This is a genomic window from Enterobacter cloacae complex sp. ECL411, from assembly GCF_021869665.1.
Lineage (GTDB): Bacteria > Pseudomonadota > Gammaproteobacteria > Enterobacterales > Enterobacteriaceae > Enterobacter > Enterobacter intestinihominis.
Genome location: NZ_CP091486.1, coordinates 2,357,865 through 2,382,458 on the forward strand (window position 1 = coordinate 2,357,865; position 24,594 = coordinate 2,382,458).

General features: G+C 54.9%; 19 protein-coding genes and 1 pseudogene. 14 read left to right on the top strand and 6 right to left on the bottom strand.

What is annotated here, in order from left to right; all coding sequences use genetic code 11:
• Positions 1–78: 78 nt before the first annotated feature.
• Entirely contained in the window at positions 79–1,281 is a 1,203-nt protein-coding gene (locus L3069_RS11265; protein ID WP_038416100.1) for an NAD(P)/FAD-dependent oxidoreductase, read from the top strand.
• A gap of 39 nt (positions 1,282–1,320) precedes the next feature.
• Here L3069_RS11265 and araJ read toward each other — a convergent pair whose 3' ends face one another.
• A complete protein-coding gene (gene araJ / locus L3069_RS11270) occupies positions 1,321–2,496 on the bottom strand; it encodes an MFS transporter AraJ (RefSeq protein WP_023300172.1) in 1,176 nt (391 codons plus the stop codon).
• A gap of 161 nt (positions 2,497–2,657) precedes the next feature.
• On the opposite strand from araJ, the gene ppk2 reads away from it, so the two are divergent.
• Positions 2,658–3,476: a polyphosphate kinase 2 gene (gene ppk2 / locus L3069_RS11275; protein ID WP_022648203.1), complete on the top strand. Its 819-nt coding sequence runs from the start codon at positions 2,658–2,660 to the stop codon at positions 3,474–3,476.
• A 289-nt stretch (positions 3,477–3,765) separates the two neighbouring features.
• Entirely contained in the window at positions 3,766–4,089 is a 324-nt protein-coding gene (locus L3069_RS11280; protein ID WP_022648204.1) for a CcdB family protein, read from the top strand.
• Between the two features lie 51 nt (positions 4,090–4,140).
• On the opposite strand, the gene fdnI is transcribed toward L3069_RS11280, so the two are convergent.
• The 3 genes from fdnI to fdnG are packed head-to-tail and all read right to left on the bottom strand — an operon-like array spanning position 4,141 to position 8,733.
• Positions 4,141–4,797: a formate dehydrogenase-N subunit gamma gene (gene fdnI, locus L3069_RS11285; protein ID WP_023300174.1), complete on the bottom strand. Its 657-nt coding sequence runs from the start codon at positions 4,795–4,797 to the stop codon at positions 4,141–4,143.
• The gene (gene fdxH / locus L3069_RS11290; RefSeq protein ID WP_003857048.1) at positions 4,790–5,674 is read right to left on the bottom strand and encodes a formate dehydrogenase subunit beta; all 885 of its coding nucleotides are present in this window, start codon (positions 5,672–5,674) and stop codon (positions 4,790–4,792) included. The genes fdnI and fdxH overlap by 8 nt, the downstream gene beginning before the upstream one ends.
• Positions 5,675–5,685: 11 nt before the next feature.
• A complete protein-coding gene (gene fdnG / locus L3069_RS11295) occupies positions 5,686–8,733 on the bottom strand; it encodes a formate dehydrogenase-N subunit alpha (RefSeq protein ID WP_103791372.1) in 3,048 nt (1,015 codons plus the stop codon).
• A 220-nt stretch (positions 8,734–8,953) separates the two neighbouring features.
• Between fdnG and yddG the strand changes: the two genes are divergently transcribed.
• Positions 8,954–9,832 carry an aromatic amino acid DMT transporter YddG gene (gene yddG, locus L3069_RS11300; RefSeq protein WP_023300177.1) on the top strand — a complete coding sequence of 293 codons (879 nt, stop codon included), beginning with the start codon at positions 8,954–8,956 and terminating at the stop codon, positions 9,830–9,832.
• A gap of 625 nt (positions 9,833–10,457) precedes the next feature.
• Complete coding sequence (gene ompC, locus L3069_RS11305) at positions 10,458–11,531, top strand: porin OmpC (protein WP_022648207.1); 1,074 nt, start codon at positions 10,458–10,460, stop codon at positions 11,529–11,531.
• A gap of 44 nt (positions 11,532–11,575) precedes the next feature.
• Here the strand turns inward: ompC and L3069_RS11310 are convergent, their stop codons facing one another.
• Positions 11,576–13,066: an MFS transporter gene (locus tag L3069_RS11310; protein WP_100167652.1), complete on the bottom strand. Its 1,491-nt coding sequence runs from the start codon at positions 13,064–13,066 to the stop codon at positions 11,576–11,578.
• A gap of 116 nt (positions 13,067–13,182) precedes the next feature.
• Here L3069_RS11310 and L3069_RS11315 point away from each other — a divergent pair, with 116 nt between their 5' ends.
• The 6 genes and pseudogenes from L3069_RS11315 (at position 13,183) to narI (ending at position 22,074) form a co-directional block, all read left to right on the top strand.
• Positions 13,183–13,758 carry a TetR family transcriptional regulator gene (locus L3069_RS11315; protein WP_038416103.1) on the top strand — a complete coding sequence of 192 codons (576 nt, stop codon included), beginning with the start codon at positions 13,183–13,185 and terminating at the stop codon, positions 13,756–13,758.
• Positions 13,759–13,968: 210 nt separating this feature from the next.
• Entirely contained in the window at positions 13,969–15,354 is a 1,386-nt protein-coding gene (locus tag L3069_RS11320) for a NarK family nitrate/nitrite MFS transporter (RefSeq protein WP_100167651.1), read from the top strand.
• Between the two features lie 67 nt (positions 15,355–15,421).
• Positions 15,422–19,162: a nitrate reductase subunit alpha gene (locus L3069_RS11325; protein ID WP_038416104.1), complete on the top strand. Its 3,741-nt coding sequence runs from the start codon at positions 15,422–15,424 to the stop codon at positions 19,160–19,162.
• Positions 19,159–20,702, top strand: a pseudogene (gene narH, locus L3069_RS11330) (nitrate reductase subunit beta). Before L3069_RS11325 ends, narH begins: the two are co-directional and overlap by 4 nt.
• Positions 20,702–21,397 carry a nitrate reductase molybdenum cofactor assembly chaperone gene (narW, locus tag L3069_RS11335; RefSeq protein ID WP_100167650.1) on the top strand — a complete coding sequence of 232 codons (696 nt, stop codon included), beginning with the start codon at positions 20,702–20,704 and terminating at the stop codon, positions 21,395–21,397. The pseudogene narH and the gene narW overlap by 1 nt, the downstream one beginning before the upstream one ends.
• On the top strand, positions 21,394–22,074 hold the full coding sequence (narI, locus tag L3069_RS11340) for a respiratory nitrate reductase subunit gamma (RefSeq protein WP_022648214.1): 681 nt from the start codon (positions 21,394–21,396) through the stop codon (positions 22,072–22,074). Before narW ends, narI begins: the two co-directional genes overlap by 4 nt.
• Positions 22,075–22,150: 76 nt before the next feature.
• Here the strand turns inward: narI and nhoA are convergent, their stop codons facing one another.
• Positions 22,151–22,996 carry an N-hydroxyarylamine O-acetyltransferase gene (gene nhoA / locus L3069_RS11345; RefSeq protein WP_038416105.1) on the bottom strand — a complete coding sequence of 282 codons (846 nt, stop codon included), beginning with the start codon at positions 22,994–22,996 and terminating at the stop codon, positions 22,151–22,153.
• A gap of 105 nt (positions 22,997–23,101) precedes the next feature.
• On the opposite strand from nhoA, the gene L3069_RS11350 reads away from it, so the two are divergent.
• The 3 genes from L3069_RS11350 to L3069_RS11360 all read left to right on the top strand — a co-directional run bounded on the left by L3069_RS11350 (position 23,102) and on the right by L3069_RS11360 (position 24,587).
• Positions 23,102–23,674, top strand: a complete 573-nt coding sequence (locus tag L3069_RS11350) for a flavin reductase family protein (RefSeq protein WP_023300182.1) — start codon at positions 23,102–23,104, stop codon at positions 23,672–23,674.
• A gap of 125 nt (positions 23,675–23,799) precedes the next feature.
• Positions 23,800–24,162: a hypothetical protein gene (locus L3069_RS11355; protein WP_038416106.1), complete on the top strand. Its 363-nt coding sequence runs from the start codon at positions 23,800–23,802 to the stop codon at positions 24,160–24,162.
• Complete coding sequence (locus tag L3069_RS11360; protein WP_038416107.1) at positions 24,162–24,587, top strand: DUF3828 domain-containing protein; 426 nt, start codon at positions 24,162–24,164, stop codon at positions 24,585–24,587. The genes L3069_RS11355 and L3069_RS11360 overlap by 1 nt, the downstream gene beginning before the upstream one ends.
• Positions 24,588–24,594: the final 7 nt, after the last annotated feature.

The window sequence follows — 24,594 nt, forward strand, 5'->3', positions numbered from 1 at the left end:
GAAGTTGTCGCAGTTAACTCCGACAAGTATAGTGGCAGTTATGTCAGACACACAGCCTGACGAACAAAAGGATCGAGTATGAAAAAGCAGATTTTAATTGTGGGTAGTGGGTTTTCCGGTATGTGGGCTGCGGTCAGCGCCGCGCGTCTTTCTGCTCTGGAAGGTAATAATAGCCTCAGCATTGCCGTGCTGGCCCCGGTGCCGGAACTGCGCGTTCGTCCACGTTTTTATGAAGAGAACGTGTCGACGATGGTCGCGCCACTGACCGAACTGTTTGCTGAACTGGGTATTGCCTTTATTTCGGGCGAAGCACAACGTATTGATACCTCATCTAAAACCGTTTTGTATCGCGATTCAAACGGCGCCATTGCCGAAGTCAACTGGGAACGTCTGATCCTCGCAACCGGTAGCCAGACTAAACGTCCGCCGATTGCCGGTCTGACTGAATACGCATTTGATATCGACCAACTCGACTCCGCCAGGCTGTTCGAGCAACATCTTGATTCGCTGGTTTCGCGCCCCTCCACCCCAGAACGCAATACCGTGGTCGTGTGTGGCGGCGGTTTTACCGGCATTGAGCTGGCAACGGAACTCCCTGCTCGTCTTCGCACCCGCTTCGGCGCCGATACAAAGACTAAAGTGATCGTAGTTGAAAGAGGTCCAACCATTGGCGGGCGTTACAGCGAAGCGCTGCGTAACACCATTGAAGAAGCAAGCAACGCGCTGGACGTTGAATGGCGTTTAAACAGTGAAATTGAAGCTATTGATGCCAGCGGCGTGACGCTGAAAAACGGAGAGCGCATTGCCAGCGCGACTGTAGTGTGGACGGCAGGTGTAGAAGCTAACCCCCTCAGCCTGCAAATTGACGGGGAACGCGACACTCAGGGACGCCTTATCGTCACCGACACGTTGCAGGTCCCTGCGCATCCGGAGGTTTACGCGACGGGTGATATGGCGCACGCCAAAACGGACGATGCGGGCAACACGGCACTGATGACCTGCCAGCACGCGATCCAGCTGGGGAAATTCGCCGGACATAACGCAGCTGCCAGCCTGTTAAATCTGGAGCCGTACCCTTACCGTCAGGTGAATTACGTCACCTGTCTGGATCTGGGTGGCTGGGGCGCGGTGTACACCGAGGGCTGGGAACAGCGTGTTAAATCCGTGCGCGAGGAAGGCAAAAAGATCAAAGTCGCCATCACCAACGAACTGATTTACCCGCCAGCAGCAGACAAAGCTGTCGCATTTGCCGCCGCTGACCCGCTGGCGAAATTCGTGTAGTCCCCTCCTGTGCCCGCGACCAGCGGGCAAAGCGTGACATCAGGCCAGCGCTCCTGCGTTGGTCTGACGCTTTTTGGCACATAAAAAACCGTACATCAACAGAGAGGTCATTGCTGAGAAGGATAAGATCGCTGCCGGAAGCGTGACATAGCTCCAGCTAAAGCCGAGCGTAATCATCATTCCACCGAAATACGCGCCTATTGCGCTGCCGAGGTTAAACGCCATTTGCCCGCCTGCGGCCCCAAGCATCTCGCCGCCTTTCGCATTTTGCAGCAGCAGTATTTGCAGCGGCGCAGAGAGCGCAAACAGCCCGGCGCAGCAGACGAACCCCATTACCAGTGAAGCTGTTTTAAGCTCGCCAAACGCGAACAGTAACAGCAGCGAAGCCACAATCACCATGTCGGTGGTGGCAGCAATGCGCAGCGGGCTAAAGCGCGACGACAGCTTGCCGCTGAAGACATTACCCAGCACCATGCCCAGCCCCATCAGCATCATGATCGCGGTCATGACGCCCTCGGAAAAGCCTGACACGTTGACCATAAACGGCTTCACGAAGCTAAACCAGGCAAACACCCCGGCATTGCCAAACATCGTTGCGGCAAAAATTAGCCACGGTTCCGGTTTTTTCAGGAAGTGGAATTGTTCTGTCAGCCGGGTGGTTGTCGTGTCGTGAATGTCTGGCACCCACAGCAGAACAGAGAGGATCACCAGCGCATCAAAGACGGCAATCAAAAAGAAGGTGTAACGCCAGTTAAATTCATGTCCCAGCCACGTCCCGAGCGGGACGCCAAGCAAATTGGCAACGGTCATCCCGGCAATCATCCCTGCTACAGCAACCGTCACCTTACCCGGTGGCGCAATTTTTGACAGGATTATCGCCCCCACACCGAAAATCGCGCCATGCGGGAAACCAGAGATTAAGCGCCCCGCCGCAAGCCCTATGTAGGTGTCAGAGAAGGTAAAGAGCGCGTTACCGACGACGCACATCGCCACCAGAAACAGCAGCGTTGTTTTCAGCGAAAATTTACTGGAGAACAGCGCCACAATCGGCGCGCCGATCACTACGCCAAAAGCGTAAAACGAAATCATATTTCCGGCGGAGGGAATCGAAATGCCCGTATCATGAGCCAGTTCTGTCAGCACGCCCATGATGCCAAATTCAGCCATCCCCAGGCCAAAGGTAGCCAGTGCTAACGAAAAAATTGTTTTTTTCATACCGCGACCACTGTTAAAAAATACGCAGCGTGCATTATTGATTAAACTTGTATGGTGAACCAGTTCAAATCAGCTTTCTGACACATTAATCCATTCATTCAGGCCGATTACACGCTTAGTACGGCCTCGATCCCGCGACCGGACCCATAGGGAGACCCGCCATGGTCAGTAAGAAGAAAACCCGTGTTGTTGATGATGTCGTTAAAAACGCGCCGCTCAAAACCAAAGCGTACGAGCAAGAGCTTCGCCGCCTCCATGTTGAACTGGTTAAGCTCCAGCAATGGGTGGTCGCCAAAGGGTTAAAGGTCTGTATTGTTTTTGAAGGGCGAGACGGCGCGGGTAAAGGCGGCGCCATCAAAGCCATCACCGAACGCGTCAGCCCCCGGGTGTTTCGCGTTGTTGCGTTACCGGCCCCCACCGATAAAGAGAAAAGTCAGCTCTATTTTCAGCGTTACGTTCCCCATCTGCCCTCTGCCGGTGAAATCGTTATTTTTGACCGGAGCTGGTACAACCGCGCAGGCGTGGAAAGAGTAATGGGTTTCTGTACCGAAGAGCAGGCCGACAAATTTCTTGATGGAACGCCGGTGATGGAAAAAGCGATGGTCGATGCCGGTATCATATTGTTGAAATACTGGCTTGAAGTAACGCCAAAAGAGCAGGAACGCCGCCTGCGCGATCGCATTAATGATGGTCGCAAGATCTGGAAGCTGTCTCCAATGGACATAAAATCTTTCAATCTGTGGGATGAATATACCCTCGCCCGTGATGCGATGTTTAAAGCGACCGACACCGCCTGGGCGCCGTGGTTTGTGGCGCGCTCAGAAGATAAAAAACGGGTTCGGTTGAATATTATTTCGCATCTGCTTTCACAGATCCCCTATAAAGAAATTCACGTTGACAAGGTGGATTTACCGAAACGCAAGATCGGCAAAGTGAAGCCAACAAAATATCCCTTCCGGTATATTGCAGAGCGGTTTTGATATTACTGGAAGACGGCTCGCATAATGTAGATTACCAGGGGAAACAGTATTGTTTTTTGTTGGCTGCGGTTGATAATGACCGCACCAACAAAGGAGAAAACATGAAACCGAACCGCACAGAAAGATGTGCTACGACAGAGCGACCTACGGGGAATAGACCTCGCCCACTCTCTACAGCAGGAGAGCTCAAGCGGCAGCGTCAACAGGATCAAGGATTTATTAAAGCAATGAATGAATTAACGGCCAAAGCCGGGCTATTATCGGATGACCCTTATTTCGGAGGGCTTTGATGTGTTTTCAGTTTGATGTTTACCGCAATCCATCAAACAGAACGTGTGAATATCAACCCTATTTTATGATTATTCAGCACGATTATTATGACGACTTATCAACGAGACTTATTGTCCCGTTAAGCTATCACAATCATTTAAGAGGATATTCAAACGCTGCAACGCCACTGGTGAACCTTGAATTCCAGACATATTTTCTTAATACAGCCAACATCACACACGTGGAGACAAAAAAACTTAATAATAAGGATTATGTATGTAATCTGCGCAGTGCAAGAAGCAGTGTTCTTGCAGGAATTGATGCGTTAATTACCAATACGTAGCTAAAAGCCACGCAAGCGCAGCGCCGCCGGACAATGCCGACGGCGCGAGGTTTACTTCAACCCTTCCGAACTCTCTTTTTGCGCTTCAAGACGCTCAATGTCGCGGTACCAGCGCGGATGGTGCTTCTGCGCCCAGCGGCGGCTCACCTTCCCTTCAATCATGCCTTTAATCGATCCTTTCACCCAGAATGCCATATACATATGGATCAGAATGGCGTGGATCAGAATAATGGCCGAGGTCGCGTGGATCAACAGCGCGTAGCGCACTACCTGAATCGGGAAATAGTGCGCAAAATACGGACGCCAGATGATCACCCCGGTCACCAGCAGCACAAAAATCATGCTCATGATGGTCCAGAACATCATCTTCTGCCCGGCGTTATATTTGCCCACCTTCGCGACTTTATGCTCGTTGCCTTTCAGAACCTCAACAATCCCTTTTAGCCACGGAATATCCTGCTTGTCAGGGATGTTGTGATGAACGAAACGCACAAACATAAACATCAGCACCACGAAAATCAGTACGCCGAAGAACGGATGCAGAATGCGCCCCATCTGCGGTGTCCCGAAGGTTTCCGTTAGCCATTGTAGCGTCGGGAAGAAGAACGAAATGCCGGATACCGCCACCAGGAAGAAGCAGATGACCACCGTCCAGTGACAGGCGCGATCGACAAATTTTGTGCGCACTATCATTTTCGACTTACTCATGATGCTCCTCCTCGTCGTCATCCACCTCTTTATTCGGCCCGATACCGATGTAGTGATAAATCAGCCCGGCAAAGGTGGCGATAAAGCCCGCCGCTGAGAGCGGCTTAAGCGCCCCTTTCCAGAGGTTGATTGAGGTATCGATCGCCGGATCTTTCGGCAGATTGTGATACAGCTCCGGCTGGTCATTGTGGTGCAGAACATACATGACGTGCGTACCGCCCACGCCCTGCGGGTTATAAATCCCGGCCTTGTCATAGCCGCGCGCTTTGAGCTTATCCACCCGCTGCTGCGCCACTTCCAGCATCTCTTTTTTGGTGCCGAAGTGGATAGCCCCGGTAGGACAGGTCTTCACGCAGGCAGGCTCCTGTCCGACGCTGACGCGATCGACACACAGCGTGCATTTATAGACCCGGTTATCTTCTTTATTGAGGCGCGGGATATTAAACGGACAGCCTGCGATGCAGTAGCCGCAGCCGATACAGTTATCCTGCTGGAAGTCGACGATCCCGTTGGCGTACTGAATAATTGCACCCGCAGACGGGCATGCCTTCAGGCAGCCCGGATCTTCACAGTGCATACAGCCGTCTTTACGGATTAGCCACTCCAGCTTGCCGTTCTGGTCGGTTTCGCTAAAGCGCATCACCGTCCAGGACTTGGCGCTCAGATCAGCCGGGTTATCGTAAACGCCAACGCAGTGCCCCACCTCGTCGCGGATATCGTTCCACTCCGAGCAGGCCACCTGGCAGGCCTTACAGCCCACGCAGGAGGAGACATCGATCAGCTTGGCGACTTCTGCCTTGTAGTCCCGCGCACGAGGCGCGGGCGTTATCGGGTTGGTCGCGGAGCGTTTAATAATGTCTTGTGTTTCCATCGCCATTTAATCGCTCCTTACGCTTTCTCGATGTTGACCAGAAACGCTTTATACTCCGGCGTTTGCGAGTTGGAATCGCCGACGTTTGGCGTCAGGGTATTGGCGATGTAGCCTTTCTGCGCCACCCCTTCAAAGCCCCAGTGCAGCGGTATGCCGACGGTTTCCACCTGCTGGCCATGCACGTTCAGCGTTTGCAGACGACGGGTGACCACCGCCACCGCGCGAATAAAGCCGCGCTTGCTGCTGACCTTCACGCGATCGCCGTTGGCAATGCCTTTCGCCTTCGCCAGGGTTTCGCTTATCTCCACAAACTGTTCCGGCTGCGCGATGGCGTTAAGCCGCGCGTGCTTGGTCCAGGTATGGAAATGCTCGGTCAGGCGGTAGGTGGTGCCGACATACGGGAACTTGTCCTTTTTACCTAAACGCAGCACGTCGTCTTCGTAGATGCGCACCACCGGGCTTGACACCACGTTCGGGTGCAGCGGGTTAGTGCCGAGCGGCGTTTCCATCGGCTCGTAGTGTTCCGGGAACGGCCCTTCCGCCAGTTTGTCGATGGCAAACAGACGTCCCAGCCCTTCCGGCTGCATGATAAACGGCCCGGTGTTGCTGCCCGGCGCGGCGGTGTTGAAGTCCGGGATATCGTTCCCCGTCCACTTCGTGCCGTTCCACTCGATCAGCATGCGTTTCGGATCCCACGGCTTACCGTTCACGTCTGCGGAGGCACGGTTGTACAGTACGCGGCGGTTTAACGGCCACGCCCATGCCCAGCCCAGGGTGTTACCCAGGCCTGACGGATCGGCGTTATCACGGTTGGCCATCTGGTTACCCTGCTCCGTCCAGCTGCCGGTGTAGATCCAGCAGGACGAGGCCGTGGTGCCGTCGTCACGCAACAGCGCGAAGCTATTGAGCAACTGGCCTTTCTTCGCCACCAGATTGCCGTTGGCATCGTACAGGTCGGCCAGCGCCACGCCGTTGTTCTCTTTTGCCACCTCTTCGGACTCAGGATGATCCGGCTGCTTGTAGTTCCAGCTCATCTTCAGCAGCGGCTCAGCGCCTTTGCCGCCTTCGGTGCGGTACATCTCGCGCAGACGATGGTAAATACCGGCCAGAATTTCGCCGTCATTACGCGCTTCACCCGGCGCATCCTGACCTTTCCAGTGCCACTGTAGCCAGCGGCCAGAGTTGGCAATAGAACCGTCCTCTTCCGCAAAGCAGGTCGATGGCAGGCGGAACACTTCAGTCTGAATGGATGCCGGATCAACATCGTTAGACTCGCCGTGGTTCTGCCAGAACGTAGACGTTTCGGTGACCAGCGGATCGATAACCACCATGTACTTCAGCTTGCTCAGGCTGCGAACGACTTTGTTTTTATCCGGGAATGACGCCACCGGGTTAAAGCCCTGGCAGATATACCCCGTGACGTCGCCCTTATCCATCATGTTGAAATACTTGATGACATCGTAAGCCTGATCCCATTTCGGCAACCACTCAAAGCCCCAGTCATTCTCTTTCTGCGCCGCATCGCCGTAGAACGATTTCATCAGACTGACGGCAAACTTCGGATAGTTACTCCAGTAGTTCACCTGGTCCGGACGCGTCGCTTTTGGCGTATTGGCGTCAAGCCAGCTTTGCCAGTCGGTCTGCTTCTCCGACGGCAGGGTCAGGTAACCCGGCAGGCTGGTCGACAGCAGGCCGAGATCGGTTAAGCCCTGAATGTTGGAGTGTCCGCGCAGGGCGTTCACACCACCACCGGCCATCCCCATGTTGCCGAGCAGCAGCTGGATCATCGCCATGGTACGGATGTTCTGCGCGCCCACGGTATGCTGCGTCCAGCCCAGCGCGTACAGGAAGGTGGTTGTTCTGTCGGCGGCGCTGGTGGAGGCCAGCACTTCACATACTTTCAGGAAGTCTGCTTTCGGCGTACCGCAGATGTTTTCCACCACGTCTGGCGTATAACGGGAAACGTGTTGTTTCAGCAAGTTCCAGACGCAGCGCGGATCGCTCAGGGTCTCATCGCGTTTCGCGTAGCCGTTTTCGTCGAACTGATAGTTCCAGGACGATTTATCGTACTGACGTTTCTCTGCGTCATAGCCGCTGAACAGGCCATCTTCGAAGGCGAAATCTTCCCGCACCAGCAGGCCGGCATTGGTGTAATGCTTAACGTATTCCGCGTTAATCTTATTATTTTCGATCAGGTACAACAGCACGCCGGAAAGGAACGTAATATCCGTACCGGAGCGGATCGGCGCATAAATATCAGCCACCGATGCCGTACGCGTAAAGCGTGGATCGACGACAATCAGCGTCGCATCGTTGTTGTTTTTCGCTTCCATCGCCCAGCGGAATCCCACCGGATGGGCTTCAGCGGCGTTACCGCCCATCACCACCACGACGTTTGCGTTTTTGATATCAACCCAGTGGTTGGTCATCGCACCGCGACCAAATGTTGGAGCAAGACTTGCTACCGTTGGTCCGTGTCAGACGCGCGCCTGGTTATCAACCGCCAGCATGCCGAGGGAGCGCACAAATTTTTGCGTCAGCATGCCGGTCTCATTACTTGCCGCAGACGCACACAGCATCCCGGTGGAGGTCCAGCGGTTAACCGTAACGCCCTGCTCGTTCTTTTCAATAAAGTTGGCGTCGCGATCCGCTTTCATCAGTTTTGCAATACGTGAGAAGGCCTCGTCCCAGGAGATGCGCTGCCATTTATCAGAGCCCGGCGCACGATATTCCGGATAGCGCAGACGGTTTTCACTGTGGACGTAGTCCAGCAGCCCCGCCCCTTTCGGGCAAAGCGCCCCGCGGCTCACCGGATGGTCCGGGTCCCCTTCAATATGATAAATCGCTTCTTTGGCGTTCTTCGCGCCATCACCCAGGCTATACATTAATAGCCCACAACCCACGGAGCAGTATGTGCAGGTGTTACGGATCTCTTTCGCGCGCAGCAGTTTATAGTTGCGTGCCTGAGCCAGCGCCATTTTGGGAGCGAATCCCAGCATTGCGGCTGTTGTTCCGGCCATACCGCCCGCGCAGATTTTAAAAAATTGTCTGCGGCTGACGTCCATTGCTGTCCTCGTTATCTGATAAGACTTCGCGCCGCAAACTAACAGCAAAGCCCCTGTTTTTTTTGCGTCAAATCAAGGTCGCCGAACTTCGCCCCCTTAATAGTCACCGCCGGTATGATTTATTACTCCTTTCGGGTTAACCGCGAAACAGAAAATTCGCCTGGTGAATGGGTTAGATGCTATAAGTTTACCCTTTGATTTTTATGAGACTGGCAGGGTAATGGACAGAAAAAGAGCAACGCTGATTGGCCTGGTGGCCATACTGCTGTGGAGCACCATGGTGGGTCTCATCCGCAGCGTCAGTGAGGGACTTGGCCCGGTGGGGGGCGCAGCGATGATCTACACCGTCAGCGGATTATTGTGTCTGGCGACGGTAGGTTTCCCTGATATTAAACGGTTTTCGAAAGGCTATCTCATTGCGGGCAGCGTCCTGTTTGTCAGCTATGAAATGTGCCTTGCCCTGTCGCTTGGCTTTGCCGCGACGCGCTCGCAGGCAATTGAGGTGGGCATGGTCAATTATCTCTGGCCAAGCCTGACGATTTTGTTCGCCATTTTGTTCAACGGACAAAAATCCACCCTGTGGGTGATCCCCGGCTTAGCGATCTCCCTGTTGGGCGTGGGCTGGGTCTTAGGCGGCGAAAACGGGCTGCACGTTCACGACATCATGCAGAACATCGTTTCCAGCCCGCTGAGCTACGGGCTGGCATTTGCCGGTGCCTTTATCTGGGCCGCCTACTGCACCGTCACCAGCAGGTATGCCAGAGGGCAAAATGGCATTACTCTTTTCGTCCTGCTGACCGCCCTGAGCCTGTGGGTCAAATATGCCGTCAGCGATCAGCCCGAAATGGTATTCAGCGTGCCGGTAGTCGTGAAGCTGTTGATGTGTGGTGTTGCCCTTGGCTTTGGCTACGCCGCCTGGAACATTGGGATCCTCCACGGTAACGTCACGGTGCTTGCGGCCGTCTCCTACTTCACCCCGGTACTCTCTGCCGCGCTGGCGGCTATTATGCTGAGCTCTCCGCTTTCATTCTCATTCTGGCAAGGTGCATTAATGGTTTGCGCCGGATCATTACTTTGCTGGTATGCCACCCGCAAATAGCATTTTTATTTTTACCGGGCACGAATTATGCCCGGTAAAAATTAACATTATTTTAATATGTGATCACAGTAAAGAATATTATTTATAACATTCGTGTGTATTTCTATTTCTGTATAGAGTATTCACACAAAGTCAGATCCGTTGTGGAAATTGACATAAACTGACAACGCAGGTAATTAATTCAACCCCAATATTCCCGCGCTATATAGCACATAGTGCAATAGTTTATTTCTGGATGTTTCTTTTAAAAAGCAGTTGCTGGCTTCCGGACAAATCCACAAACCACTGTTTTCAAAGTCAATAACGCGCCCCATTCCTTGAGATTATCTGCCAAGCCCTTTTATCTCCCTCTAAAAACAAAAACGCATGGCAACTATTTCCAGCCTTATTATCGTGTTTTGTTAATAATCAATTTATGTATATAAATTAACCTTATTGAGCGATTTAAGGGAAATTTATCGGATCAGGATCACACTAATTGAAATTATCTTTAATATTTTGAAACTTATTATTGAAAGCAGTCTACGGAATTTTAAAAATAGTCTGCCATTGACGATAAGCCTCGTTTAAAAATCGCTCAGGTGGCTTAGGAAATACCTAAATAAAATTATAAGGGTTAGTTAAGATGAAACTTAAATTAGTTGCAGTGGCAGTGACTTCCATGTTGGCGGCTGGCGTTGTTAACGCGGCTGAAGTTTTTAACAAAGACGGTAACAAACTGGATCTGTACGGCAAAGTTACTGGTCTGCACTATTTTTCTGATGATGCTGGTAGCGACGGCGACAAAACATACGTTCGTCTGGGCTTCAAAGGTGAAACTCAGATCAACGATCAACTGACCGGATACGGCCAGTGGGAATATGAGTTCAAGGGCAACCGCTCTGAAGCTCAGGGTTCCGACGGCAACAAAACCCGTCTGGCCTTCGCTGGTCTGAAATTCGATGAATTCGGTTCCTTCGACTACGGTCGTAACTACGGTGTTGCTTATGACATCGGCGCATGGACTGACGTTCTGCCAGAGTTCGGTGGCGATACCTGGACGCAGACTGACGGCTTCATGACCGGTCGTACCACTGGCGTTGCCACCTACCGTAACACCGACTTCTTTGGTCTGGTTGACGGCCTGAACGTGGCTGCCCAGTACCAGGGTAAAAACGACCGTTCAGAGATCACCGAATCCAACGGTGACGGCTGGGGTCTGTCTTCTACCTATGAATTCGACGGCTTCGGTGTGGGTGCGACCTACGCTAAATCTGACCGTACTGACCGTCAGGTTCGTGCTGCAAGCAACCTGAACGCCGGTGGCGAAAACGCAGAAGTCTGGGCTGCTGGCCTGAAGTACGATGCGAACAACATCTACCTGGCAACCACCTACTCTGAAACCCGCAACATGACGGCGTTCGGTAGCGGTCACGTTGCCAACAAAGCACAGAACTTCGAAGTTGTGGCTCAGTACCAGTTTGACTTCGGTCTGCGTCCATCCATCGCTTACCTGAAATCCAAAGGTAAAGACATCGGTTCTTATGGCGACCAGGACCTGGTTGAATACGTTGACGTTGGCGCGAGCTACTACTTCAACAAAAACATGTCCACCTACGTTGATTACAAAATCAACCTCGTGGATGACAGCCAGTTCACCAAAGATGCCAAAGTGGCTACCGACAACATCGTGGCTGTAGGTCTGACCTACCAGTTCTAAGATGTGTTAGTTCAAAAGGCCAGCCCTCGCGGCTGGCCTTTTTTTTACTGCTGCCCTCCGACCTTCGCCAGACTAAACCAGATCCCGATCGCCAGAATCATCAGCATGGCTCCCGCACTGCCCAGGGCCACGCTGTGCGAGGTGATGAACGCGGTTTTCGCCGCCGTCATCACCGGCTCGGCCAGTGACGGCGTCAGCTCCTGCGCGACCTTCATCGCTTCACCGATGGACGACGAGGCTTTATCGGTCAGCGACGCGCTCAGCCCCTGCGGCAGTACAATTGACGCCGAAAAGCTGCGGGTTAACAACAGACCGAAAATGGCGATCCCGAGACCAGCGCCCAGCTCGTAGGACATGGTTTCGATCGCGCCTGCCGCGGCCGCTTTCTCTTTCGGCGCGGCAGCCATGATCGCTGACGTCGATGCCAGCAGTGCGCTGGCGGCACTGAAGCCCAGCAGCACCATCAGGCTCCACGCCTGCCACTGTTGGGTGCTGAAATCGAGCGTCGACAGGCCGATAAAACTGATCGCGCTTAGCCCCATGCCTCCGGCCGCGACAATGCGCAGCCCCAGACGCCCGACCAGCACACCCGCGATCGGCCCGCTAAATCCGCTCGCCACCATCACCGGCAGCATAAATATCCCTGCTTCAAACGGCGTAAAACCATGCACGAACTGCAACTCCTGCGCCATCAGCAGTTCAAAGCCCACCAGCGCAAACATGGCGGTCATCGCCATGACCACGCCGCTTAAAATAATGCGATGGCAAAACAGACGCATGTCGATCATTGGCACGCGCGCGCGCAGCTGGATACGGACGAAAATAAACAGCATCACCGCCCCGGTAAGCAGCGTAGAGGCCACCATCCACGGCGACAGCACCCCTTTCAGGGCGGTTTTGGCGCTGTAGACCAGCAGTAAAATGGCGACAATCAGCATAATGGCATGGCTGATATTGAGCGGCTGCTCGGGCCGCCCCTGCTGAGCAGGCACAAAGTGCGCAGCAAGCGAAACCACGATCAGCACGATCGGCACGTTAATCAGGAAGACCGAACCCCAGTAAAAGTGCTCCAGCAGCATGCCGCCAATCAGCGGGCCAAACGCCGCGCCGCCCGACCCAACGGCAGCCCAGACGCCAAGGGCGATGTTACGGTGCCGCACGTCAATAAACAGCGTGCGGATCCCTGCAAGCGTAGCCGGAATGATCATCGCCGCGCCAATCGCCAGCGACGCGCGGGCGGCAATCAGCCAGCCCGCGGACGGCGCAAAAGCCGCCGCTAACGATGACAGGCCAAACAGCACGCTGCCGATCATCAGCAGGCGCTTAAAACCTATGCGATCGCCCAGCGCCCCCATCGGCAGCACCATCCCCGCCATCACCAGCGAGTAAATATCAATAATCCACAGCAATTCGTTGCCGCTGGCACCCAGCGTCATGCTCAATGTTGGCGCCGCCACGTGCAGCACCGTCGCGTCAATCGCCACCGGGATATACACCAGCACGATAATCACTAACGCTAACCACTGACGAAACATAAATTTCCTTTTCATTTAAAAACTGGACACATGTCCAGATTGCGATCCTACGTAAAGTTGAACACTTGTCCAGCTCTTTGTTACACTCGTTTCGTTGCCATTGAGAGTGAGAAATTATGCGTTATCTGAGCAAGGACGAGCGGCGGGAAGAGATCCTACAGGCCGCAATGCGCGTGGCGCTGACCGAAGGATTCGCTGCGATGACCGTGCGCCGAATCGCTACCGAAGCGGGCGTCGCCACCGGGCAGGTGCATCACCACTTTGCGTCGGCGGGCGAGCTTAAATCGCTGGCGTTTGTCAGGCTGATCCGCAATTTGCTGGATGCTGAAATCGTTGGCGAAAACGCAGGCTGGCGCGAGCGCCTGCATGCCATGCTCGGCAGCGATGACGGCGGGTTTGAGCCCTACATTCGACTGTGGCGGGAGGCGCAAATTCTCGCCAGCCGGGATAGCGATATCAAAGGCGCCTACGTTTTGACCATGGAGATGTGGCACCAGGAAACGGTCGCAATTATCCGCGCCGGGGCGGAGGCCAACGCCTTTACGCTTGCTGATCAGCCGGAAAATATCGCCTGGCGTTTAATTGGTCTGGTATGTGGCCTGGATGGCATATACGTCTTAAATATGCCTGAAATGGACGACGCGGCATTTAATAAGCATCTGGATAAACTTATCTCCCTCGAATTGTTTTAATACTCCCATCGGAGTATTAATTTCCGCAAAGAGTTACAATTAGTAACACATAAAGCGAACCCTGATTCCCATTTCAAACTCAGGGATTCGCTTTTTTATCTATCCTTTCAGATGTATCCCATAACATCCTATAAATTTCATACGCCACTGACAGGTATCTTTCTGTTTTTCCTTCTTTTTTCTCTCCACTTCGGTAAGCAAGAGGGTGATATGTCACATCAAAGCGAGAAGAGTAATCAGCATCTGTTGAGTAACTGGAAACCGGAAAACGCGCAATTTTGGGAGAATAAAGGGAAACATATCGCACGAAGAAACCTGTGGATTTCCGTGGGGTGTTTGCTGCTCGCGTTTTGCGTCTGGATGTTGTTTAGCGCTATTGCGGTAAATCTTAATAAGGTCGAATTTAATTTCAGCACCGATCAGCTTTTTATGCTAACGGCATTACCTTCTCTCTCCGGCGCGATATTGCGTGTCCCCTACTCTTTTATGGTACCGATATTTGGCGGACGTTACTGGACCGTGTTAAGTACCGTTATCCTGGTCGTACCCTGTGTCTGGCTTGGGATCGCCATCCAGAATACCGCCACGCCCTATTGGATCTTCATCATCATCGCACTGCTGTGCGGTTTTGCCGGTGCCAACTTCGCTTCCAGTATGGGAAACATCAGCTTCTTCTTCCCGAAAGCCAGACAGGGTAGCGCACTGGGCATTAACGGCGGGCTGGGTAACCTGGGCGTGAGTGTGATGCAGCTGGTTGCGCCGCTGGTGATTTTCCTGCCGATGTTTACCTTCCTCGGCGTGCACGGCGTACCGCAGGAGGATGGCTCGACGATGTGGCTGGCGAACGCGGCGTGGATCTGGGCGCCGCTGCTGATTCTGGCCACCATTGCGGCGTTTTTTGGCATGAATGACATCGCCAGCTCGAAAGCGTCCATTGCCAGCCAGCTTCCGGTGCTTAAGCGCTTTCATCTCTGGCTGCTGAGCCTGCTTTATCTGGCAACCTTCGGCTCGTTTATCGGTTTCTCGGCAGGCTTTGCCATGCTGTCGAAAACCCAGTTTCCGGACGTTAATATCCTCCACCTCGCCTTCTTTGGCCCACTGATCGGCGCCCTGGCGCGTTCGGCTGGCGGAATGATTTCGGACAGACTGGGCGGCGTAAGGGTGACGCTGATCAACTTCGTCTTTATGGCCATCTTTAGCGCCCTGATTTTCCTGACGCTCCCCGGGTCTGGTTCAGGCAGCTTTATCGCCTTCTATCTGGTCTTTATGGGCCTGTTTCTGACCGCAGGCTTGGGTAGCGGCTCGACCTTCCAGATGATCGCGATTATCTTTCGCCAAATCACCCTCGACCGCGTGAAAAAACAGGGCGGGAGCGATGAACAGGCACAGCATGAAGCGGTGACCGAAACGGCTGCGGCGCTGGGCTTTATCTCTGCCATCGGTGCGGTGGGCGGGTTCTTTATTCCCAAAGCCTTTGGCACCTCCCTGGCGATGACCGGTTCCCCGGTGGGCGCCATGAAAGTCTTCCTCGTGTTTTACATCGTCTGCGTGCTCGTCACCTGGCTGGTGTACGGCCGCAAATCCTCACAAAAATAATAACTACCTCTTCGCCGGAGCGTGATGCCTCACCCTCCGGCCATGTTATCGAAGCAGGAGAAATGTCATGAGCAAACTGTTGGACCGCTTCCGTTACTTCAAAACAAAAGGCGACAGTTTCGCCGATGGGCACGGCCAGGTGTACCACACCAACCGAGACTGGGAGGACAGCTACCGTCAGCGCTGGCAGTTCGACAAGATTGTGCGATCCACCCACGGCGTTAACTGCACCGGCTCCTGTAGCTGGAAGATTTATGTCAAAAATGGCCTGGTGACATGGGAAACCCAGCAGACCGACTACCCGCGTACCCGCCCCGACCTGCCTAACCACGAACCGCGCGGCTGCCCGCGTGGCGCAAGCTACTCCTGGTATCTCTACAGCGCCAACCGTCTCAAGTACCCGCTGGTACGCCGCAGGCTGATCGAACTCTGGCGCGAGGCGCTGGCGCAGCATACCGATCCAGTACTGGCCTGGGATGCCATTCAGAACGATCCACAGAAAGCGCAAAGCTACAGAAAGGCGCGCGGTAAAGGCGGGTTTATCCGCTCAAACTGGAAAGAGCTTAACCAGCTGATTGCTGCCGCCAACGTCTGGACCATCAAAAATTACGGCCCGGATCGGGTGGCCGGTTTTTCGCCTATCCCGGCCATGTCGATGGTCTCTTATGCCGCCGGTACGCGCTATCTCTCCCTGCTCGGCGGCACCTGCCTGAGCTTCTATGACTGGTACTGCGATTTGCCTCCGGCATCGCCGATGACCTGGGGCGAGCAGACCGACGTGCCGGAATCGGCGGACTGGTACAACTCCAGCTATATCATTGCCTGGGGCTCGAACGTGCCGCAGACGCGTACCCCGGACGCCCACTTCTTTACCGAAGTACGTTACAAAGGCACCAAGACCGTCGCCATTACGCCGGACTTCTCGGAGGTGGCGAAGCTCAGCGACCAGTGGCTGGCCCCCAAACAGGGTACTGACAGTGCCCTTGCCATGGCGATGGGGCATGTGATCCTCAAAGAGTTCCACCTTGATAACCCGAGCGATTACTTCCTCAACTATTGCCGCCGCTACACCGACATGCCGATGCTGGTCCTGCTGGATGAACAGGCTGACGGTCGCGTGGTGCCGGGCCGCATGCTGCGCGCGTCGGATCTGGCCGACGGGCTGGGTGAAACCAATAATCCGGAGTGGAAAACCATCGCCTTTGACGTCGCCGGAAATCTGGTGGCGCCGAACGGCTCTATCGGTTTCCGCTGGGGCGAAAAAGGCAAATGGAACCTGGAGTCGCTGGCCGCGGGACAGGAGACCGAGCTGACGCTTTCCCTGCTCATCACCCACGACAGTGTGGCAGACGTGGCCTTCCCTTACTTCGGGGGCAACGAGAACCCGCATTTCCGCAGCGTGAAGCAGGAGCCGGTGCTGACGCGCCGCGTACCGAGTAAAACCCTGACGCTGGCCGACGGCAGCCAGAGACGCGTGGTCAGCGTGTACGATCTGGTGCTCGCAAACTACGGCCTCGATCGCGGTCTGGAAGACAATAACGCGGCGGCAAACTACGCCGAGATCAAAGCCTACACCCCGGCCTGGGGCGAACAAATTACCGGCGTACCCGCTTACCTGATAGAAAAAATCGCCCGTGAATTTGCCGACACGGCGCACAAGACCCATGGTCGTTCGATGATCATCCTCGGGGCCGGTGTGAACCACTGGTACCACATGGACATGAACTACCGCGGGATGATCAACATGCTGGTCTTCTGCGGCTGCGTCGGGCAGAGCGGCGGCGGCTGGTCGCACTATGTCGGCCAGGAGAAACTGCGTCCACAAACCGGCTGGCTGCCGCTGGCCTTCGCGCTGGACTGGAACCGTCCGCCGCGCCAGATGAACAGCACCTCTTACTTCTACAACCACGCCAGCCAGTGGCGCTATGAGAAGCTCACCGCACAGGAGCTGCTTTCTCCTCTTGCAGACGCGTCGAAATTCACCGGACATCTGATTGATTTCAACGTCCGCGCCGAGCGCATGGGCTGGCTCCCTTCCGCGCCGCAGCTCAACCTCAACCCGCTGCACGTTAAAGCCCGCGCCGACGCCGCCGGGATGTCGCCGCAGGATTACACCGTGCAGGCGTTAAAATCGGGCGATATTCGCTTTGCCTGCGAACAGCCGGACAACGGCAAGAACCACCCGCGCAACCTGTTTGTCTGGCGTTCTAACCTGCTTGGCTCGTCCGGAAAAGGCCATGAGTACATGCTCAAATACCTGCTTGGCACCGAGAGCGGAATTCAGGGCGAGGATTTAGGCTCAACGGATGATGTCAAACCTGAAGAGGTGGAATGGCAAACCGCCGCCATTGAGGGCAAGCTGGATCTGCTGGTGACGCTCGATTTCCGTATGTCCAGCACCTGCCTGTTCTCCGATATCGTCCTGCCGACCGCCACCTGGTATGAAAAAGACGATATGAATACCTCGGACATGCATCCGTTTATTCACCCGCTCTCTGCCGCCGTTGACCCGGCGTGGGAGTCCCGCAGCGACTGGGAGATCTACAAAGGCATCGCCAAAGTCTTCTCTGAAGTGTGCGTCGGGCATCTCGGCACCGAAACTGACGTGGTGCTACAGCCGCTACAGCATGACTCCCCGGGGGAACTGTCGCAGCCTTTTGATATTCTGGACTGGCGCAAAGGCGAGTGCGATCTCATCCCCGGTAAAACCGCGCCAAACATTGCGGTCGTCGAGCGCAACTATCCGGAAACCTACGAGCGCTTCACTTCTCTCGGTCCGCTGCTGGACAAACTCGGCAACGGCGGAAAAGGCATATCGTGGAACACGCAAAACGAAGTCGATTTCCTCGGCAAGCTCAATTACGTCAAGCTCGACGGACCGGCCAAAGGCCGACCACGCATTGAAACCGCCATTGATGCTTCAGAGGTGATCCTCGCTCTTGCGCCGGAAACCAACGGTCAGGTCGCGGTCAAAGCCTGGGAAGCCCTCGGCGAACTGACCGGGCGCGATCACACCCATCTGGCGCTGAACAAAGAAGACGAGAAAATCCGCTTCCGCGATATTCAGGCGCAGCCGCGCAAAATTATCTCCAGCCCAACGTGGTCCGGCCTTGAGAGCGAGCACGTGTCGTATAACGCAGGCTATACCAACGTTCACGAGCTGATCCCGTGGCGCACGATTTCCGGCCGCCAGCAGCTGTATCAGGATCACACCTGGATGCGCGCCTTCGGTGAAAGTCTGGTGGCCTATCGTCCACCGATTGATACCCGCAGCGTCACCCACATGCGCGAGATCCCGCCGAACGGCTTCCCGGAAAAAGCGCTTAACTTCCTGACGCCGCACCAGAAATGGGGCATTCACTCCACCTACAGCGAAAACCTGCTGATGCAGACCCTGTCACGCGGGGGGCCAATCGTCTGGATCAGCGAAACCGACGCGCGCGAGCTGGGGATTGAGGACAACGACTGGATCGAAGCCTTCAACGCCAACGGCGCCCTCACCGCCCGCGCGGTGGTCAGCCAGCGCGTGCCGCCGGGCATGACCATGATGTACCACGCTCAGGAGCGCATTCTGAACATTCCGGGGTCAGAAGTGACCGGACGGCGCGGCGGGATCCACAACTCGGTCACCCGCGTCTGTCCGAAACCGACCCACATGATTGGCGGCTACGCGCAGCTGGCGTACAGCTTTAACTATTACGGCACCGTCGGCTCGAATCGCGACGAGTTCATTATGATCCGCAAAATGAAAAACATTAACTGGCTGGACGGCGAAGGTCGGGATCAGGTTCAGGAGGCGAAAAAATGAAAATACGCTCACAGGTTGGCATGGTACTGAATCTCGATAAATGCATTGGCTGCCACACCTGCTCGGTCACCTGTAAGAACGTCTGGACCGGGCGCGAAGGGATGGAGTATGCGTGGTTTAATAACGTCGAAACCAAACCGGGTATCGGCTATCCGAAAAACTGGGAAGATCAGGATGAGTGGCAAGGCGGATGGATCCGCAGTATTCACGGCAAGCTGACCCCGCGCCTCGGCGGAAAAATGGGCGTCCTGTCGAAAATTTTCGCCAACCCCGTGTTGCCGCAGATTGACGATTACTATGAACCTTTCACCTTCGATTACCAGGATCTGCACCGCGCCCCGGAGGGGGATCACCTCCCTACCGCCCGCCCCCGCTCGCTGATTGACGGTAAGCGGATGGATAAGATCGTCTGGGGACCAAACTGGGAGGAGCTGCTGGGTGGCGAGTTCGAAAAACGCGCCCGCGACCGAAACTTTCAGAAGATCCAGAAAGAGATGTACGGTCAGTTCGAAAACACCTTCATGATGTACCTGCCGCGCCTGTGCGAGCATTGCCTCAACCCGAGCTGCGTCGCCACCTGCCCGAGCGGTGCGATTTACAAACGCGAAGAGGACGGCATTGTGCTGATCGACCAGGACAAATGCCGCGGCTGGCGACTGTGCATCAGCGGCTGCCCGTACAAGAAAATCTACTTCAACTGGAAAAGCGGCAAGTCAGAGAAGTGCATCTTCTGCTATCCGCGCATCGAGTCCGGCCAGCCGACCGTCTGCTCAGAAACCTGCGTTGGACGCATCCGCTACCTTGGCGTGCTGTTGTATGACGCGGACCGTATTGAAGAGGCGGCCAGCACCGAGCATGAAACCGATCTGTATGAGCGCCAGTGCGACGTGTTCCTTAACCCGAACGATCCGGCGGTGATTGAAGAAGCCCTGAAGCAGGGCATCCCGCAGAACGTCATCGACGCAGCGCAGCGTTCCCCGGTTTACAAAATGGCGATGGACTGGAAGCTCGCCCTGCCGCTGCATCCGGAATACCGCACCCTGCCGATGGTCTGGTATGTGCCGCCGCTGTCACCGATTCAGTCCTACGCGGACGCGGGTGGCCTGCCGCAGAGCGACGGCGTACTGCCTGCGGTCGAAAGCCTGCGCATCCCGGTGCAATACCTGGCAAATATGCTCAGCGCGGGCGATACCGGCCCGGTGCTGCGCGCTCTGAAGCGCATGATGGCGATGCGCCACTACAAACGCTCCCAGACCGTGGAAGGCGTGACCGATACCCGCGCCATTGAGGAAGTGGCCTGACCGAAGCGCAGGTTGAGGAGATGTACCGCTATCTGGCCATCGCTAACTACGAAGACCGCTTCGTGATCCCGACCAGCCACCGCGAAATGGCGCGCGACGCCTTCCCTGAGAAAAACGGCTGCGGCTTCACCTTCGGTGACGGCTGTCACGGCTCCGACACCAGGTTCAACCTCTTCAACAGCAGCCGCATCGACGCGATCAACATTACCGAGGTGCGCGATCACGGGGAGGGAGAATAATGCAGATCCTTAAAATCATCGCGCTACTGATTGAGTATCCCGATGAGCTGCTTTGGGATAACCGTGAAGAAGCGCTTTCCCTGGTGGAACAGGATGCGCCCATGCTACTGCCGTTTGCGCAGCAGCACCTGAGCGCCCCGCTGCTGGATAAGCAGGCCGAATGGTGTGAAGTTTTCGAGCGGGGGCGCGCGACTTCACTACTGCTGTTCGAGCACGTTCACGCCGAGTCCCGCGATCGCGGTCAGGCGATGGTCGACCTGATGAGCCAGTATGAGAAAGCCGGGCTGGAGCTGGATTGCCGCGAGCTGCCGGACTATCTGCCGCTCTATCTGGAATATCTCAGTATCGTCAGCGACGACGAGGCGCGTGAAGGGCTGCAAAACGTCGCGCCTATACTGGCGCTGATTGGAGGCCGCCTGAAACAGCGCGAGGTAGCGCATTACCCGCTGTTTGACGCCCTGCTGTCGCTGGCGGAAACACGGCTTTCCAGCGACAGCGTGGCGAAACAGATATCAGGTGAAAAACGGGATGATACCCGTCAGGCGCTGGACGCCGTGTGGGAAGAGGAACAGGTCAAGTTTATCGAAGACAACGCCACATCGTGCGACAGTTCGCCGATGCAGCAATATCAACGACGCTTTAGCCAGGACGTCGCGCCGCAGTACGTGGACGTCAGCGCCGGAGGCCCAAAATGACTCATTACCTGAACGTGTTTTTCTATGACATTTATCCGTACATCTGCGCCACCGTCTTCTTCCTCGGCAGTTGGTTGCGCTACGACTATGGGCAGTACACCTGGCGGGCGTCATCAAGCCAGATGCTCAGCAAGCGCGGGATGAACTGGGCTTCGAACCTGTTTCATATTGGGATTCTGGGGATCTTCTTCGGGCACCTGTTCGGCATGTTAACCCCGCACTGGATGTACGCCTGGTTTTTACCCGTCGCGGTTAAACAGCAGTTAGCCATGATTGCAGGAGGTATTTGCGGGGTGCTGACGCTGATCGGTGGGTCGATGCTTTTGATCCGTCGCCTGTTCAACCAGCGGGTGCGCGCCACGTCCACCACGCCGGATATTATCATCATGAGTATCCTGCTGCTTCAGTGCATCCTTGGGCTGTCGACCATTCCTTTCTCCGCTCAGTACCCTGACGGAAGCGAGATGATGAAGCTGGTCGGCTGGGCGCAGGGGATCGTCACGTTTAAGGGCGGCTCGTCGGAAATGCTGAGCGGCGTCGCGCCGATCTTCCGCGTGCATCTGGTGCTGGGGATGACGATCTTCCTCATCTTCCCGTTCACCCGCCTGGTGCACGTGTGGAGCGCGCCGTTTGAGTACTTCACGCGTCGGTATCAGGTGGTGAGATCGCGCCGTTGATTTGTCGGGTGGCGGCTACGCCTTACCCGACCTACGTATACTCCCGTAGGCCCGGTAAGGCGTAGCCGCCACCGGGCTATTTCCCCGCCTGCGGATGCGTATCAAACCCTGCCATTACTGCCGTCAGCTCTGCCAGTGTAAAGCCGTGCTTCGGGTCATCAACGCCCAGGCCAAACCGGTCCTGCATGAGCTTATATAGCGCCTCCGCATCCGGCAAATGGATCTGCTCCTCCACATGACCGTTCTGCCAGTGGGTAAAATTAAAGTTGGTCAGCGTCAGCTTGCCCCCGTCCGGCAGGTGGCGACACATCAGCAGGTGATGACGAAAATGGGACTGAGGCCAGTGCGCCGACCAGAAGTTACCCATCACGTAATCGTTGAAGTACTGCCTCCCCAGGTCAAATTGGTACATTGACTGCCAGTGCTCGTGATGGCGGAATTGCAGTACCCAGTCGTTACCCTCGCTCAGCAAACGATAGCACCCGTGCGGGGTTTCCTGCTCCTCGTTGGCGATCAAACGAATCGGCGCCGTCAGCGTTTGTCCGCCAAATCCTACATCAGCGATCCAGCGCTCGCCGTTCAGCTCAACCAGGAGCAACCGGTGCGTGCGCGGCGGCATCTGCGACGGATTCGCCAGTACAACCCGCCCCAGCACGCTGCGTACCGTAAACCCAACTTCGCGCAACACCCGCTCAAACAGGCCGTTTTGCTCGAAGCAATATCCCCCCCGACGCGCGGTGACCAGTTTATCCACCAGACACCCGTCGTCCAGATGGATTTCCCGCGGCAAAACGACGTCAATATTTTCAAAAGGGATCGCGCAGTTATGGTGTAAATGGAGCCCCCGCAGGGTATCGATATTAACCTGTACGGGCTGCTGCCAGCCCGTGCGGGCAAAATAAGCACTCAGAAATGGGGACATGATTTGCTCCATGATGTGATATCCCCTGTTTATAAACTATTTTCCCTAATGCATATGCGCAAAAGTGCTTTTTCGGCATACTCATCGTGTACATGAGGAGATCCTATGAGCCACTTTCGTCCTGTTGAATTACGTCATGCCAGCCGTCTTCTGAATCACGGTCCAACCGTGCTCATCACCAGCCGGGATGAGACCATCGATCGTCGCAACGTCATGGCCGCCGCATGGTCTATGCCGGTGGAATTTGAACCCCCGCGTATCGCGATCGTGGTAGACAAAAGCGCGTGGTCACGGGAGTTGATCGAACGCAGCGGGAAATTCGGCATTGTGATCCCCGGCGTGGCGGCAGCCAACTGGACTTGGGCGGTCGGCAGCGTCAGCGGGCGCGACGAGGATAAATTTAACTGCTACGGGATCCCGGTTATTCATGGCCCTGAGCTTGGTCTGCCGGTTATAGAAGAGAAATGTCTGGCGTGGATGGAGTGTCGGTTATTACCTGTCACTTCTGCGGCCGAGAAATATGACACCCTGTTTGGCGAAGTGGTTTCCGCCGCGGCAGATGAACGCGCATTTGTCGCCGGACGCTGGCAGTTTGACGGGGATAAGCTGAATACGCTGCATCATCTGGGGGCCGGGACGTTTGTGACGAGTGGGAAGATGGTGAAGGCGCTGGATTGATTTTTTAATTATACCCATCTGAATTATATAAAATTTCTATGGCATTTTATGTTTATCATAACGATGTTAAACGGAGGATATTTCAGAAGCTGTTGCATAAACAATCTTTCGTAAAGGAACTATCCATGTCATGGAACAAAGATGGCGCAATATCATATGCGAAATCACACGCGCAGCCCAGCAGCACGGGTTATTGTGCTCGTTACGTAACAGAAGCGATCAGAGCGGGTGGTAGATTAAAAATCCCCAACACGCGTCTGGCAAAAGATATGGGGCGCACATTAGTCAATGCAGGCTTTCACCTGGTATATGATCAACCCCATGCTGGTGACGTCGCAGTTATCCAAAATATAGTTGGTCATGATAGCGGTCACGTTTGTATATACGATGGTCAACAGTGGATCAGCGATTTTGTGCAACGCACCATGTATCCTGGGCAGGCTTACCGCAACATACAACCTCATTACGAACTGTTCAGGCATGATTAATGAAACCACACTACTTTTTACTTTTCGCCCTGTCTCCGCTCGCGGCCGCAGAAAACATTTATGCACCGGGTCAGGCGGCGCTTAAATTCAATCAATGGTATATAGCGCAGTTAGATCAGAACAAACCGCCCGTACTCAATCCAGATATTATGAACGAGTACGTAGCCTCAGGGACCATTGCAGCAATTAAAGAAATGTACTCTGGCGACAGTAACGACAAAGATATGCCCGATGCGGATATGTTTATCAAAGCGCAGGACTGGGATGATGACTGGAATCAGATAACCGTCTTACATTCTGATTTTGACGCCGTTTGCACAAACGTCTATGTCGCATTTGGTAAGAAGCAAGATCATGTTATTGCAGATTGTCTCGTTGAAGAGCAAGGAAAATGGAAAGTGCGATCGGCGACGCTAATTAAGTAACAGGCAT

Coding starts and splice junctions, on each gene's coding strand:
- L3069_RS11265 (WP_038416100.1), top strand. CDS start 79: ATGAAAAAGCAGATTTTAATTGTGGGTAGTGGGTTTTCCGGTATGTGG.
- araJ (WP_023300172.1), bottom strand. CDS start 2,496: ATGAAAAAAACAATTTTTTCGTTAGCACTGGCTACCTTTGGCCTGGGG.
- ppk2 (WP_022648203.1), top strand. CDS start 2,658: ATGGTCAGTAAGAAGAAAACCCGTGTTGTTGATGATGTCGTTAAAAAC.
- L3069_RS11280 (WP_022648204.1), top strand. CDS start 3,766: ATGTGTTTTCAGTTTGATGTTTACCGCAATCCATCAAACAGAACGTGT.
- fdnI (WP_023300174.1), bottom strand. CDS start 4,797: ATGAGTAAGTCGAAAATGATAGTGCGCACAAAATTTGTCGATCGCGCC.
- fdxH (WP_003857048.1), bottom strand. CDS start 5,674: ATGGCGATGGAAACACAAGACATTATTAAACGCTCCGCGACCAACCCG.
- yddG (WP_023300177.1), top strand. CDS start 8,954: ATGGACAGAAAAAGAGCAACGCTGATTGGCCTGGTGGCCATACTGCTG.
- ompC (WP_022648207.1), top strand. CDS start 10,458: ATGAAACTTAAATTAGTTGCAGTGGCAGTGACTTCCATGTTGGCGGCT.
- L3069_RS11310 (WP_100167652.1), bottom strand. CDS start 13,066: ATGTTTCGTCAGTGGTTAGCGTTAGTGATTATCGTGCTGGTGTATATC.
- L3069_RS11315 (WP_038416103.1), top strand. CDS start 13,183: ATGCGTTATCTGAGCAAGGACGAGCGGCGGGAAGAGATCCTACAGGCC.
- L3069_RS11320 (WP_100167651.1), top strand. CDS start 13,969: ATGTCACATCAAAGCGAGAAGAGTAATCAGCATCTGTTGAGTAACTGG.
- L3069_RS11325 (WP_038416104.1), top strand. CDS start 15,422: ATGAGCAAACTGTTGGACCGCTTCCGTTACTTCAAAACAAAAGGCGAC.
- narW (WP_100167650.1), top strand. CDS start 20,702: ATGCAGATCCTTAAAATCATCGCGCTACTGATTGAGTATCCCGATGAG.
- narI (WP_022648214.1), top strand. CDS start 21,394: ATGACTCATTACCTGAACGTGTTTTTCTATGACATTTATCCGTACATC.
- nhoA (WP_038416105.1), bottom strand. CDS start 22,996: ATGTCCCCATTTCTGAGTGCTTATTTTGCCCGCACGGGCTGGCAGCAG.
- L3069_RS11350 (WP_023300182.1), top strand. CDS start 23,102: ATGAGCCACTTTCGTCCTGTTGAATTACGTCATGCCAGCCGTCTTCTG.
- L3069_RS11355 (WP_038416106.1), top strand. CDS start 23,800: ATGTCATGGAACAAAGATGGCGCAATATCATATGCGAAATCACACGCG.
- L3069_RS11360 (WP_038416107.1), top strand. CDS start 24,162: ATGAAACCACACTACTTTTTACTTTTCGCCCTGTCTCCGCTCGCGGCC.